The organism is Micromonospora sagamiensis, assembly GCF_014680085.1.
Classification (GTDB): domain Bacteria; phylum Actinomycetota; class Actinomycetes; order Mycobacteriales; family Micromonosporaceae; genus Micromonospora; species Micromonospora inyonensis.
Genome location: NZ_AP023438.1, coordinates 3487733 through 3501245, shown reverse-complemented (window position 1 = coordinate 3501245; position 13513 = coordinate 3487733). Strand labels below are relative to the sequence as shown.

15 protein-coding genes are annotated in these 13513 nt (G+C 72.0%); 6 read left to right on the top strand and 9 right to left on the bottom strand.

What is annotated here, in order from left to right:
- Window positions 1-82: 82 nt before the first annotated feature.
- Window positions 83-976, top strand: a complete 894-nt coding sequence (locus tag IGA62_RS15425; RefSeq protein ID WP_145820513.1) for a 1,4-dihydroxy-6-naphthoate synthase — start codon at window positions 83-85, stop codon at window positions 974-976.
- Here IGA62_RS15425 and IGA62_RS15420 read toward each other — a convergent pair.
- A complete protein-coding gene (locus IGA62_RS15420; protein WP_088980993.1) occupies window positions 937-1323 on the bottom strand; it encodes a cold-shock protein in 387 nt (128 codons plus the stop codon). The two genes, IGA62_RS15425 and IGA62_RS15420, sit on opposite strands and share 40 nt — an antisense overlap.
- 36 nt (window positions 1324-1359) lie before the next feature.
- On the bottom strand, window positions 1360-1974 hold the full coding sequence (locus IGA62_RS15415) for an HAD family hydrolase (RefSeq protein ID WP_145820515.1): 615 nt from the start codon (window positions 1972-1974) through the stop codon (window positions 1360-1362).
- An 83-nt stretch (window positions 1975-2057) separates the two neighbouring features.
- On the opposite strand from IGA62_RS15415, the gene IGA62_RS15410 reads away from it, so the two are divergent.
- Window positions 2058-4532, top strand: coding sequence for a helicase-associated domain-containing protein (locus tag IGA62_RS15410; RefSeq protein ID WP_145820517.1), 2475 nt, complete (start codon window positions 2058-2060; stop codon window positions 4530-4532).
- A gap of 4 nt (window positions 4533-4536) precedes the next feature.
- On the opposite strand, the gene IGA62_RS15405 is transcribed toward IGA62_RS15410, so the two are convergent.
- Together IGA62_RS15405 and IGA62_RS15400 are read right to left on the bottom strand one after the other, a co-directional pair.
- Window positions 4537-4851: a hypothetical protein gene (locus tag IGA62_RS15405; RefSeq protein ID WP_332838443.1), complete on the bottom strand. Its 315-nt coding sequence runs from the start codon at window positions 4849-4851 to the stop codon at window positions 4537-4539.
- Window positions 4852-4935: 84 nt separating this feature from the next.
- Window positions 4936-5793: a L,D-transpeptidase family protein gene (locus IGA62_RS15400; protein ID WP_145820519.1), complete on the bottom strand. Its 858-nt coding sequence runs from the start codon at window positions 5791-5793 to the stop codon at window positions 4936-4938.
- A 167-nt stretch (window positions 5794-5960) separates the two neighbouring features.
- Here IGA62_RS15400 and IGA62_RS15395 point away from each other — a divergent pair, with 167 nt between their 5' ends.
- A complete protein-coding gene (locus IGA62_RS15395) occupies window positions 5961-7640 on the top strand; it encodes a DNA repair helicase XPB (protein ID WP_145820521.1) in 1680 nt (559 codons plus the stop codon).
- Here IGA62_RS15395 and IGA62_RS15390 read toward each other — a convergent pair whose 3' ends face one another.
- The 3 genes from IGA62_RS15390 to IGA62_RS15380 form a co-directional block, all read right to left on the bottom strand.
- Window positions 7641-7985 carry a type II toxin-antitoxin system HicB family antitoxin gene (locus IGA62_RS15390; protein ID WP_145820523.1) on the bottom strand — a complete coding sequence of 115 codons (345 nt, stop codon included), beginning with the start codon at window positions 7983-7985 and terminating at the stop codon, window positions 7641-7643.
- Entirely contained in the window at window positions 7985-8230 is a 246-nt protein-coding gene (locus IGA62_RS15385; protein ID WP_232624656.1) for a toxin HicA, read from the bottom strand. Before IGA62_RS15385 ends, IGA62_RS15390 begins: the two co-directional genes overlap by 1 nt.
- 188 nt (window positions 8231-8418) lie before the next feature.
- On the bottom strand, window positions 8419-8637 hold the full coding sequence (locus IGA62_RS15380) for a winged helix-turn-helix domain-containing protein (RefSeq protein ID WP_145820525.1): 219 nt from the start codon (window positions 8635-8637) through the stop codon (window positions 8419-8421).
- Window positions 8638-8712: 75 nt separating this feature from the next.
- On the opposite strand from IGA62_RS15380, the gene IGA62_RS15375 reads away from it, so the two are divergent.
- Together IGA62_RS15375 and IGA62_RS15370 are read left to right on the top strand one after the other, a co-directional pair.
- Entirely contained in the window at window positions 8713-9030 is a 318-nt protein-coding gene (locus IGA62_RS15375; RefSeq protein ID WP_145820527.1) for a DivIVA domain-containing protein, read from the top strand.
- A gap of 2 nt (window positions 9031-9032) precedes the next feature.
- Complete coding sequence (locus tag IGA62_RS15370) at window positions 9033-9305, top strand: hypothetical protein (RefSeq protein ID WP_145822209.1); 273 nt, start codon at window positions 9033-9035, stop codon at window positions 9303-9305.
- 99 nt (window positions 9306-9404) lie between these two features.
- Here IGA62_RS15370 and IGA62_RS15365 read toward each other — a convergent pair whose 3' ends face one another.
- Complete coding sequence (locus tag IGA62_RS15365) at window positions 9405-9662, bottom strand: hypothetical protein (protein WP_145820529.1); 258 nt, start codon at window positions 9660-9662, stop codon at window positions 9405-9407.
- Window positions 9663-10333: 671 nt separating this feature from the next.
- On the opposite strand from IGA62_RS15365, the gene IGA62_RS15360 reads away from it, so the two are divergent.
- Window positions 10334-11335, top strand: coding sequence for a 3-oxoacyl-ACP synthase III family protein (locus tag IGA62_RS15360; RefSeq protein WP_145820531.1), 1002 nt, complete (start codon window positions 10334-10336; stop codon window positions 11333-11335).
- Window positions 11336-11474: 139 nt separating this feature from the next.
- Here IGA62_RS15360 and IGA62_RS15355 read toward each other — a convergent pair whose 3' ends face one another.
- Window positions 11475-13457: a family 43 glycosylhydrolase gene (locus IGA62_RS15355; protein WP_145820533.1), complete on the bottom strand. Its 1983-nt coding sequence runs from the start codon at window positions 13455-13457 to the stop codon at window positions 11475-11477.
- Window positions 13458-13513: the final 56 nt, after the last annotated feature.

Sequence of the window (13513 nt, the reverse complement as noted above, 5' to 3'; positions counted from 1 at the left end):
AGGCGGCAGCCCGGCCGAGGAGGGCAGCAGCCCGGCCCGGGGGCGCGGCTGGAGTACCAGGTCAACGGGCTACCGTGAAGGCGTGGCGCTCTCGCTGGCAATCTCGCCCTGCCCCAATGACACCTTCGTGTTCCACGCGCTGGTGCACGGCCTCGTGCCCGGCGCACCGCCGGTCGAGGTGACCTACGCCGATGTGGACGTCACCAACACCGCCGCCGAGCGGGGGGCGTTCGACCTGGTCAAGGTGAGCTACGGGGCACTGCCGTGGCTGCTGGACGACTATCACCTGCTGCCCTGCGGCGGGGCGCTCGGCCGAGGGTGCGGCCCGCTGCTGCTCACCCGTCCCGGGAACGGCGGCACGGGCGGGGGCGACCTCGGCAGCACGGGCGGGGGCGACCTCGGCGACGCGGACGGGGGCGACCTCAGCGGCGCGACGGTCGCCGTACCGGGTGACCGGACGACGGCGTACCTGCTGTTCCGGCTCTGGTCGGCCGAACGGCCGCCGGCACGGATCGAGGTGGTGCCGTTCCACGAGATCATGCCGGGCGTGGCCGCCGGCCGGTACGACGCCGGCCTGGTGATCCACGAGGCCCGGTTCACGTACCCCCGACACGGGCTGACCGCTCTGGTCGACCTGGGCGAATGGTGGGAGCGCACCACGGGCCTGCCGATCCCGCTCGGGGCGATCCTGGCGAAGCGCGGTGTGGTGGACCCGCAGGCCGCCGCCGGGTGGATCCGCGCCTCGGTGGAGCAGGCGTGGGCGGACCCGGCGGCCACCCGGGACTACGTGCTGGCCCATGCCCAGGAGATGGAGCCCGACGTGGTGGACCGGCACATCGGCCTCTACGTCAACGAGTTCACCGCCGAGCTGGGACCGGACGGTTTCGCCGCCGTGGAGGCGCTGTTGCGCCGGGCCGCCGACGCCGGGCTCGTGCCTCAGACCTCCAGCTCGCGCGCGACCGCGTGGACGAGCTGAGCGATCTTCTGCGCGGTCTTCCGATCCGGGAAGCGGCCCCGCCGCAGGTCCGGCTGGACCTTGGCCTCCAGCACCTTGATCATGTCCTCGACCAAGCCGTGCAGCTCCTCCGCCGGCCGGCGGCGCAGCTCGGCCACGGACGGCGGGGCGTCGAGCAGCTTGACCCCCATCGCCTGCGCGCCCCGGCGGCTGTCCACGACGCTGAAATCGACGCGCTGGCCGCCCTTCAGATCGGTGACCCCTGTCGGCAGCGCGCCCTTGGGCAGGAACACGTCGCCACCTTCGTCACTGGTGACGAACCCGTATCCCTTGGCCGCGTCATACCACTTCACTCGACCCGTCGGCACCTGAGAACCCCTGCTTCGTTGAGACGTCTACTCCCCTCAGGCTAGCCGGATCAACCGCCCCGTCGCCGCTGGGAATCCGGTGAGATCGTCGAGTACCAGGTCGGCTCCGGCGGCGCGCAGTTCCTCGGCCGAGCACGGGCCGGTCGCCACCCCGATCCCCGGGATCCGGGCCGTCCGGGCGGCCACCATGTCCGCCACGTGGTCGCCGACGTAGTGGGTCGCGCCGTGGGTGACCAGCGCGGTCGCCTTCTCCTCGGCGAACAGGTCGCCGACCAGCTCGTCGACGGCCAGCCCGAGGTGGTCCAGGTGCAGCCGGGCCAGCCGGCCGAGTTTCGCGGTGACCACCAGGACCCGTCCGCCGTGGGCACGGACCGCGTCGAGGGCGGCGACCGCGCCGGGCAGCGGCACCGTCGGGGTGATCGCGTACGCCGGGTAGAGCTCGCGGTAGAGGGTGACCACCGACTCGACCTCCGCCGGTGGGAACCAGCGGGCGATCTCGGTACGCAGCGGCGGCCCGAGCCGGGCGACCACGGCCTCGACGTCCACCGGTACCCCGGTCCGGGCGGTGAGCGCCCGGAAGGTGGCAGCGATGCCGGGACGTGAGTCGACCAGGGTCATGTCGAGGTCGAATCCGACCGTCAGAGGGGACATGCCGTGAACCTACCGTCGGCGGGGATACCGGCCGGACGTCCGAGGGGCGGGACCGCCCCTCGGCCGGCTAGCGTGGAACGACGATGACCACCTCACTCGCGGACCACCTGCGCACCCTCGACGACGAGGCGCTCGCCGCGCTGCTCGCCCGGCGGCCGGACCTCGTCGTACCGGTCCCCGCCGATCTCTCGGCCCTCGCCGTCCGGGCGCAGTCGCGGGTCTCGGTGGCCCGCGCGCTCGACGGGTTGGACCAGTTCACCCTCCAGATCCTCGACGCCGCCCGGCTGACCCGGCGTCCCGACGGCGGCGGCACCTCCGTCGAGACGGTGCTCGCGATGGCCACCGCCGGTCCGCGCCCACCCGCGCCGACCGCCGTCCGGACCGCCCTGTCCCGGCTGCGCGAGCTTTTCCTGCTGTACGGCCCGGAGCACGACCTGCACGTGGTGCCGAGTGTGGACGAGGTGTCCGCGCACCCGGCGGGGCTGGGCCGGCCGGCGGCGGAGCTGGACCCGGCCACGGCCACGCTCTGCGCCGACCCGGCGAAGCTGCGGCGGACTCTGCTGGCGGCTCCCCCCTCGGCGCGGGCGATCCTGGACCGGCTCGCCGCCGGCCCACCGGTCGGCACGGTGCCCCCGGGTGCGCTGCGTGCCCCCGCCACCGGAGTGGAGGACGTCGTCCCCGCCGACCTGACCAACGGTGGCGCGCCGACCGGCTCACCGGTGCGCTGGCTGGTCGACCACCGGTTGCTGGTGCCGGTCTCCGGGGCGGAGTCCGGCGGGGCGGGCGCAGTGGAACTGCCCCGCGAGGTCGGCCTGCTGCTGCGTCGGGAGACCGGTCCGCTCGGTCCGTTGCGGACCGAGCCGCCGGCGGTGGCCGCCGCGCCCCGCGAGCCGAAGGTCGTGGACAACGCCGGGGCCGGCCAGAGCATGGAGGTGGTCCGCCACACCGAGGCGCTGCTGGAGGCGCTGGCCGCCGACCCGGCGCCGGTGCTGCGGACCGGCGGGGTCGGGGTACGGGACCTGCGCCGGCTGGCCAAGGTCACCGGGCTGGACGAGGCGACCACGGCACTGCTGCTGGAGACGGCGTACGCGGCCGGGCTGATCGGCGAGCTGGACCTGCCCGGGGCGACCACCACCCGGTACGGGGCCGACCAGCAGGTCCTGCCCACCGGCGGGTACGAGGTGTGGCGCGCGGTCTCGCTGGCCCGGCGCTGGGAGCAGCTGGCCCGCGCCTGGCTGACCATGACCCGTCAGGTGGGGCTGGTCGGGCAGCGGGACGACCGGGACCGGCCGATCAGCGCGCTCTCCGCCGAGGCGGAACGGGCCGGCGCGCCGGCCGCCCGCCGGGCCGTGCTCGCCGTCCTCGCCGACCTGCCCCCGGCGACCGCCCCCACCCCCGACGAAGTGTTGGGGCTGCTCGACTGGCGGGCCCCCCGGCGCAGCCGGGGACGGGAGACGGCGCACCGGGAGGTGCTGGCGGAGGCGGCCACGCTGGGCGTGACCGGGCTCGGGGCGCTCACCTCGTACGGGCGGCTGCTGCTGGCCGACACGGAGTCCCAGGGGACGGGGACCGACGACCCGCTGGGGGTGCGCACCGATCCCGACGAGCAGTCGACCGCTGTCCGGGCCCTGGACGCGCTGCTCCCCGAGCCGGTCGACCACTTCCTCGTCCAGGCCGACCTGACCGTGGTGGTGCCGGGTCCACCGGAGCCGACGCTCGCCGCCGAACTGGACGTGGTGGCCGAGCACGAGTCGGCCGGCGGGGCGAGCGTGCACCGGGTCACCACGGCGAGCGTGCGCCGGGCCCTGGACGCCGGCTGGTCCGCCGAGGACCTGCACGAACTGTTCCGCCGCCGGTCCCGGACCCCGGTCCCGCAGGGGCTGACGTACCTGGTGGACGACATGGCCCGTCGGCACGGCGGGCTGCGGGTCGGTTCGGCCGGGGCGTACCTGCGCAGCGACGACGAGGCGCTGCTGGTCGAGGTGCTCGCCGACCGGCGGTTGGAGGCGCTCTCGCTGCGCCGCCTCGCCCCGACCGTGCTGGTGACGCCGTACCAGGTGGGGCGGATGCTGGGGGCGCTGCGCGACGCCGGTTACGCGCCGGTGCCGGAGGACCCGGCCGGGGCGGCGGTGCTGGCCCGGCCGAAGGCGCGGCGGGCCCCCGCCCGGATGCCGGTGGCCACCCGCTCGGTCGACCCGTTGGCCGGGCCCCGGCTCACCCCGCCCCGGCTGCTCGGCATCGTGGAGCAGATCCGGCGGGGCGAAGCGGCGGCGCGGGCGGCCCGCCGGGCTCCGTCGGTGCTGCGTGGCGTGGCACCGGAGGGGGGCGGCCCGGTCGCGGTGCCGGGTCACCGGGACACGCTGGCGGTGCTGCAACAGGCGGTCCGGGACAAGGCCCTGGTCTGGGTGGGGTACGTGGACGCGCACGGCGCGACCGCGTCCCGGCTGGTGCGTCCGGTGTCGATCGGGGCGGGTTACCTGCGCGCCGAGGACGACCGGACGGAGATGCTGCACACCTTCGCGCTGCACCGGATCACTGCGGCGGTGCGGGAGGAGTAGCTGCTCAGCCGGCCGGCGGGCGGCGTCGGCCGCGCCGGACGGTGCCGACGATCGAGACGATCAGCAGCAGGGCGAAGGCCGCCCCGGCCGACTCGCCGACCGAGTCGACGAACCCCTGCCGGAGCACGAGCCAGCCGAAGAGGAACCAGCCGAGGACCGCCGCGCCGGCCACCGCGTACGCCACCACGGTCGCGGTGGACACGGTCGACGTCGCGGCGGCTCCGCCCGTGCGTCGGGGGTCGTCGGCCGTGGACACCTCCGCCGGTACGGGTGCGACGTCCCGCTGGCTCTCGGCGGTGGTGTCCCGGTCGACCGTCATCTGCTGACCTCCCCGTCGCCGCCCCTAAAGTCCACCCTGTCACCTGAGGGGACGAAGTGACAGGGTGGACGCGGTCGGATCGGATCAGGTGCCGGGCCGGCGGCCGAAGACGACCACCCGGTAGCCGACCTTGCCCCAGTCCCAGAACCGCTTGGCGTCGACCGGGAGCAGGTTGATGCAGCCGTGCGAGCCGATCGACTTGTCGTGCAGGTAGGTGGTGGTCTGGTGGTATCCGATGCCACCCACGAAGCGCTGCCAGTACGGCAGCCACACCTCGTACGGGTTCGACCACTCCTTGATGTTCCGCTTGTTGATCTTGTAGGTGCCGGTCGGGGTGGCGTAGCCGCGCATCCCGGTCCGCGTCACCGTCGGCCGGATGACCACCTTGCCGTCGCGCATGGCCCAGGTGGTCTGCCGGGTCAGGTCGATGCAGAACGTGACCCCGGGGCCGGTCTTGCAGCTGCTCACGTTCGTGGTGGCCAGCCGCTTCGACACGTCGTGCGTGGTGGGTCCGGCGCGACCCTGGACGGGACGGATGTCGTACCGCTGCTGGAACATCTTGATCGCGGCGCAGTCGGTGGCGGACTGCTTGCCGTCCACGATGACCTTGCCGAAGGTGCCCAGCTTGGCGAGGTACGTCTCGACGGCCCTCTGGTACTCACCCTGCGGGCAGGTGCTGCTGGCCGTGGTCTTGTTCGAGGTGGTCTGGACGGTGGTGCGGGTGGTGTCGAGTGTCGCGGTCGCCTTCCTGGCGGGTATCGGGGCGGTCAGCTGGTCGGAGCCGGGCGAGGCGCGCTCCCCCGATAACCCACCCGACACGCTGACCGCGGCGAGGTCGTCGCCGGCCGGATCAGCCTGCGGGTCGAGCGCGCACGCGCCCGCACCGACCAGCGTGACCACTGCCAGGGCGGCGACCCCGATGGTGGACCGAACTCTGTTCATGTGTCCTCCTAGGGGCGCAGCCGTCCCTTCGCTAGACGTATGCGAGTGCCGCGAAGGTTGCACCCTGTGGTGAATTTTTCTGCCTGATCCCGTCGCGTGCAAGACTGGATGGTCGCCCCGGAGGCCGTCCGGGGACGTAAGACCTGGTGAGAGCGGGAGGACCCGGCGTGAGCGGTGGACCACTGATCGTGCAGTCGGACAAGACCCTGCTGCTGGAGATCGACCACCCGGACGCCCAGGCCTGCCGGATGGCCATCGCGCCCTTCGCGGAGCTGGAGCGCTCCCCCGAGCACGTGCACACCTATCGGCTCACCCCGCTCGGGCTGTGGAACGCCCGTGCCGCCGGGCACGACGCCGAGGGTGTGGTCGACGCCCTGCTGAAGTACTCCCGCTACCCCGTGCCGCACGCGTTGCTGGTCGACGTGGCCGAGACCATGGACCGGTACGGCCGGCTTCAGCTCGCCAACGATCCGGTGCACGGGCTCGTGCTGCGGGCGCTGGACCGGCTGGTGCTGATCGAGGTCGCCAAGAGCAAGAAGCTCGCCGGGATGCTCGGCGCGAAGCTCGACGACGACACGATCGCGGTGCATCCCTCCGAGCGGGGTCGACTCAAGCAGGCGCTGCTCAAGCTCGGCTGGCCGGCCGAGGACCTGGCCGGGTACGTCGACGGCGAGGCGCACCCGATCGAGCTGGCCGAGGCCGGCAAGGACGGCGGGAAGCCGTGGACGCTGCGGTCGTACCAGCGGGCGGCGGTGGAGGCGTTCTGGGCCGGCGGATCGGGTGTGGTCGTGCTGCCCTGCGGCGCGGGCAAGACCCTGGTCGGGGCGGCGGCGATGGCCGAGGCGAAGGCGACCACGCTGATCCTGGTCACCAACACGGTCGCCGGCCGGCAGTGGAAGCGCGAGCTGGTCGCCCGCACCTCGCTGACCGAGGACGAGATCGGCGAGTACTCCGGCGAGCGCAAGGAGATCCGCCCGGTCACCATCGCCACGTACCAGGTGCTCACCTCGCGGCGCGGCGGCGCGTTCACCCACCTCGACCTGTTCGGAGCCCGCGACTGGGGCCTGGTCATCTACGACGAGGTGCACCTGCTGCCCGCGCCGATCTTCCGGTTCACCGCCGACCTCCAGGCCCGTCGCCGGCTCGGCCTCACCGCCACGCTGGTCCGGGAGGACGGCCGGGAGGGCGACGTGTTCAGCCTGATCGGCCCGAAGCGGTTCGACGCGCCGTGGAAGGACGTCGAGGCGCAGGGCTGGATCGCCCCGGCGCTCTGCACCGAGGTACGGGTCACCCTGACCGACGCCGAGCGTCTGGCCTACGCGACCGCCGAGAGCGAGGAGCGCTACCGGATGGCGGCGACCGCACGGACCAAGCTGCCGGTGGTCCGCGCGCTCGTGCAGCGGCACCCGGACGAGCAGGTGCTGGTGATCGGCGGCTACATCGACCAGCTCCACCAGCTCGGCGAGTACCTCGACGCGCCCATCGTGCAGGGCTCGACCACCAACAAGGAGCGGGAGCGGCTCTTCGACGCCTTCCGCTCCGGCGAGATCCGGACGCTGGTCATCTCGAAGGTCGGCAACTTCTCCATCGACCTGCCGGAGGCGGCGGTGGCGATCCAGGTCTCCGGCACGTTCGGCTCCCGGCAGGAGGAGGCGCAGCGGCTCGGCCGGGTGCTCCGCCCCAAGGCCGACGGCCGGCAGGCGCACTTCTACACGGTGGTCTCCCGGGACACCATCGACACCGAGTACGCCGCCCACCGGCAGCGCTTCCTCGCCGAGCAGGGGTACGCGTACACGATCGTCGACGCCGACGACGTCCTCGGCCCGTCACTCCCGTCGTTCGACTGATCAGGCCGCTCCGAGCTTGCGGAGAACGTACTGGTTCAGGCTCATGCCATCCTCTGCGGCCTGAGTGGCGAGTTTCCGGTGCAGACTCTCGCCGACCCGCAGGTTGAACCTGCCCGAGTAGTGGCGCTCGGCGAACGGCTGTGGCACCTGTTCGCCCTGCTCCTCCAGGTCGACGATGACCTCACGCACCAGAACCTGAAGCCCCTGCAGGGCTTCGGTCTGGGATGACGCCAACCAGGAGAGGGACGGGAACTCTACGCAGGTCGCGACGAACTCGTCATCCTCAGCGGACCAGGTGACGCGGTAGGTGTAGTGGGTGATCTCGGGACGGATTCGGGGCTGCATCACATGGCCTCCTTCTTGTCGATCGCTCTGAGAACCTGCCGGACCTGGTACGCCTTGGCCTTGCCCTTGTCGTTCTGGATGTTGACGCGTGGGTCGCCCGCCCACGGCATCGGGAACACCGCGTGGGAGCTCCCGGCCTGGCGCGGCTTCCCGAAGTAGTGCTCGCACACCCGGTAGAGATCGTTGTAGGCGAGGTTCTGCGGGTTCTTCCGCATCGCTTCCACGATCCTGGCTACGGACGACACCCAGCAATGGTACTGCTGGCGGTACCAAGGTCACAAACACTCCCCGCCGTCCGACCACGAAGCGCAACCCGCCTGGGAGATTCCGTCCAGCTCACCGGATGCCACGTCCCCGACAGCCAGGAAGCCGTCGACGTGTGCCGGAGAGGCGGGTACCACCGTCATCCGACCAGTGTCACGTGATCCAGGGTTCAGGAGCGGTCGGCCACGAAGACGCCCACGCCCTCCAAGGTCTCGGTCAGGCCGGTCGCGCGGAGCAACATCATCGCCTTACCCACAACCGTGTCGGACACGCCGTACTCCTTGCACAGCTGCGCGCGGCTCGGCAACTTGGTGCCGGGCGGCCACTCCCCTGAGTCGATCTTCTTGCGCAGCTCGTCTGCGAGCATCTGGTACTGCTGCTTGGGCATCACACACTCCCCGGATGGCAATGCCCATTCGATCACGTGCCACCTCCAGCGGACACCCCGAAGGGCGGTCACCTGATGCGCACACTCCTGCGTCGCCTGCTCGGCCGGCACCACCGGCGTCGGCCGGCGTACCGGCACACCGTCAACGCGGCCCCGCCGTCCGCGTACCGACCGTTGCGGCCCTGGCAGGTTCGCGCCCGCTGCTTCACCACCCGTCGCCACGGACTCGACCCCGAGGAGATACGCGCCTTCCTGCACCGCATCGCCGACGAACTGGCCGTCGCGCAGACGGCGCTGGATGCCGTCCTCGACGAGAACAAACGGATCAAGGACGCGCTCCGCGACTGGCAGACCACGTACGCCCTGCGCCCGACCGCCCGGGACCAGCGATGACCATGTCCGAGGAACGTTGGGTGATCCACGTGCCGGTCGTCGTACCCGACCTGAACCGCGCCCGGATCTTCGCCCGCACCGCCACGCGCGCCCTCGCTCTGCTCACCACACGGATCGACGCCGGAGAGGTGACCGTCTCGGCCGAGGACGCCCAGGGCGTACGGCATCGGGTCTTCTGCGACCGGCGACTGACCGGCGGGGGCCGGTGCACCCTGCCCACCGACCACATCGCACCCTGCGCCCGATCCGCTCTGGCCCGGCACCGGCGGCCCTAACCGCCGCAGTCGCCCGCACCATGCGGGGTCGGCGGACAAACGCCGGTGCCCCGCACCGCCGCCCTCACGGGCGAACAGTACGGGGCACCGGTCGACGAATCAGTTCTTGATGATCTTGCCGTCGGCGATACCCAGGCAGTCGGCCTCGCCGTGCTGGTTGAGGTGCTCGATCAGCGCGTTCACGTCGAGGATCCCGCAGGCGACGGCGGCCACCTCGACCGTGACGTCGTTCAGGATGACGACGTCGCCGACGGTGACGTCCACCAGGTCCCCGCTGGCCGAGGCCGGGGCGGCAGCGGCGAACATCCCACCGACGGCCAGGGTGGTGGCGAGCAGGGTCTTGGTGATACGGCCCATTTCCGTTTCTCCTCTCTCTGACACCCTTTCCGGGTGTCATTCCGGCTGACTGAGGAAAAGTCATGCCAGCCATTCGGCGGCGTCAACGCCCGCCCAACGGCGTGAAGTTGCGCTCTCGATTTGCGAAGCCCCGGACACGGCCCTACGATCCTTTGCCTCGCTTTCATCCGAACCGTTTGCAATCAGCATCTCAGCAGCTCAGGAGGGTAGATCCGGACGCGACACCGCGCCACACCGGCCAGAACGGGGCCGGTTCGAGCCTCGACGGAAAGGGCTTGATTTCACCATCCGCACAGTGCATTGATTTGTCATGCGTAATGCACGCACCAACCATGACATCTGTCCTGGTCCACTGTGCACGGCGGGTTGCAAAAAGGGATCCGGTCACCGTTCCCGCAATCCCGCCGTCCCCCGGCCGGACCGGGACGTGGCGACCAGCCCCGCCCTGCCGGGTCCGAACGTGGTTACGGGCCCCGCCCCCGACCGGGCCGGGACGCCACGACCGGCGCGGCGATCGTCGGGGGTCTACTTGTGCGGAGCCGGGTTCCCGGCGACGATGATCACCAAGCGAAGGACGTCCGCAGAACCGCACGACAGGGGCGATCCTCGATGAGTAGACCCGACCCCCGGTTCCGGCTGGTCAGTCACCCCCACCGAGCCCGGGAGGGCGCGTGAACCCGGTCAGTCTGGTGGACGTCGGCAGCTACCTGCCGGAGCAACGGGTGACCGTGGACTTCTACGGCGGCGACGACGACGCGCTCCGGGAGAGCGTGATGTTCAAGTCACCCCGGTACCGCCGGCACGTGGCCCCGGGCGAGACCGCCGTGGACATGATCGAGAAGGCGGCCCGGCCGGTGCTGGACCGCGCCGCTGCCCGGGGTGACGGACCGCTGGACGTCCTGCTCACCAACGTCCAACTGCCCGACCTCCCGTGGACCGGCGCGGGAGCGGCGGTGGCGCACCGGCTCGGGCAGGACCCGGGCTGGGTGCTGGACGTGCACAACGGCGGCTGCGCCTCCTTCGTCCACATGCTCCGTACCGCCCGGCAGATCCTGCGTACCGGCGAGGCCCGCACCGCGTTGATCTGCTGCGCGCAGAACACCGCCGGGCAGATGTTCGCCCAGTCCGAGGTCCGCCGTCGCTCGCACGCCTCGGTGCCCGGGGACGGCTGTGGGGTCGGCTATCTGCGGGTGGGGGACGAGTCGCCGATCCTCGACATCGAGCTGCGCAACATCGGCGAGTTCGCCGGGGACATGGGGGTCCGGCTGGAGGACGGCCGCCGCTACTGGGAGCCGGGACACAGTCAGCTCGACGTCTCGTTCACGCCGGACAAGGTCCGGAAGATCATCGAGCGGGGCAACGCCCTCGTACCGGAGGTGGTCGGCCTGCTCTGCGACCGCCTCGACGTCCCCACCTCGGCGATCGACCTGCTGGTCACCAACCAGCCGAACCGGCTCTTCCTGGCCAACTGGCGGGAGTCCCTGGGCGTCGACGCGGCGCGGCATCCGGACACCTTCGACGAGTACGGAAACCTCTTCGGCGCGGCGGTGCCGGTCACCCTGCACGAGACACTCCGGCAGGGTCGCCCGCGACCGGGGGACCTGGTGGTGCTGGCCGGCTTCGCGCACGCCGGTGATCTCGCCGCCGCCGCAGCCGTGCGCTGGCACCCCTGACCTCACCCGAATCTTGGACACTTACCGTTGCGACAGGACGGCAAGTGTCCAAGATCCCCTAGATAAGGCGCGCGCCGAGGAGCCGGGCGGCGGGTGAGGAGGCGGGCCGACGCGGCGCGAGCAGCGCGAGGAGCGCTGGTCAGGGGGCGACCTGGCCGCCCCAGGAGGTCGGCACCGCACCGCCCGCGGGCTGCCAGTGCCAGTCGACCAGGGATCCGTCCGCACCCCGGGCCAGCACGTGGGTCTCGTCCCGCCAGGCGAGCGCCGCCGGATCGGTCGTGGCCCCGGTGGCCGCCCGGTCGACGGTCACCGCACCGCCCGGCCGCCACGACAGCCGCCACAGCGCGCCGTCGACGCCCCGGGCGAAGACCTGCTGCGTCTGGCCCTGCCGGAGGGCGAAGGGCGAGCCGACGATCGCCCCACCCCAGTTGTCGGTCCGTACGACGAAGTCCCCGTGGTCGAAGAAGCGGTGTTCGAGACTGCCGTCGGCGGTGCGGTAGAAGACGTGCTGCTGGTCGCCGAAGGCGAACCCGGTCGGGTCGGAGTGCACCCGGCCGGTCGCGCCCCAGTCGTCCAGCCCCGGCAGGTTGTTCGCGATCCCGGGAAACCAGAACCAGTGGCGCAACGTGTTGTCGCCGCCCCGGCCGAAGACGTGCTGCTCGTTGCCGAAGGCGTACGCGACGGGCGTGCCGACCACGTCACCGCCGGTCCAGGTGTCCCGGTGGACGCTGCCGTCGGGCTCGGCCCACCAGTGGGCCAGCCGGCCGTCCGGGGCGCGGCCGAACACGTGCTTCTGCCCGTTGGGGGTGACCATGCCGGTCGGGTCGCCGGCCAGGCCCGGTCCCCAGTCCTCCTGACGGACGCTCCCACCCGAAGCCCACCACCAGTGCCGCAGGTGCCCGTCCGGGGTACGGGCGAAGACGTGCTGTTCGGCACCGACCGGATAGCCGACCGGTCGGCCGGCGATCGGGCCGCCCCACACGTCGCGCCGCACCGTCCGGTCCACCGGGTCCCACCACCAGTGGGTGAGCATGCCGTCGGGGGCACGGTCGAAGTGGTGCCGCTGGTCGGCGGAGACGTAGCCGCGGGTCGCGCCCGGTTCCTGGCTGGTCCACGGGTCGCCGGACGGCGGCGTCTGCACCGCGCCCAGGGACAGGGGACGGCCGAGGTCCGGGGTGCCGTCGCTGTTCCAGACGACCGGCTGGGCGCGCGTGGTGCGGCCGTCGTAGGTGTACGCCGAGCTGGTCTTGCCGTGGTAGACGATCCAGTCCTGGGTGCCGTCGGGCGAGCGGAAGAAGCCGTTGTGCCCGGGGCCGAAGACACCGGCCGCGTCGTTGCGCCAGAGGACCGGCCCCGGGTGCTGACGCCAGTTCGACACCACCAGTGGGTCCGCACCGTCCGCGATGGACTTCATCCAGAGCTGGTAGTCCGGCTTGCCGGTGTCGCAGGTGGAGTAGACCAGGAAGAGCCGCCCCGGGCCGCGCAGCCCGGTCGGCCCCTCGCGCACCTCGTGGCAGCCGCCGTCGGCGGGCAGGGCGACCCGGTTGCCGGTCGTGGTCCACGGGCTCGTCATCCGGCGCAGGTAGAGCTGTGCCGGCCCACCCATGCCCCGGCCCGGTCCGGCCCAGGCGAAGTACATCACGCCGTTGTGCACGAAGGGCTCGCCGTCGATGGCGTACTCCCCGTAGTCGGCGATCCGTCCCTTGAAGTGGTACGGGCCGAGCGGGTCGTCGCCCTCGGACTCGATGACGTAGTTGCGGTGGTTGGCGTCGACGCCGTCGCTGGCGGTGTAGTAGATGTACCAGCGGGGTCCCTCGGGTGAGGCGAAGCGGTGGATCGAGGGGGCCCACACCTGCTTGTTACGACTGGGGTCCGGGTCCCGCCACACCGTCCGTTCGGGTGCGGTGGCCAGCCCGGCCAGCGTCGGCGAACTCCAGATGCCGATCCGGTCCCCGAGGGTCGTGGCCAGGTGGTAGGAGCCGTTGAAGTAGGTCATGGTGGGGTCCGCGCCCGGGTTGAGCGGGTTGCGGAACGGGGTCGAGGCGGCGGCGGGCTGGGCCGGCACGGCCAGCAGCGGCAGGAGACACGCTGCCGCCAGGAGGCGGGACATGAACCGTTTCATGGACGATCCCCCACTCGACGCGCCGACTGAGATTTCCGTCAGCGTCGCATCGATGA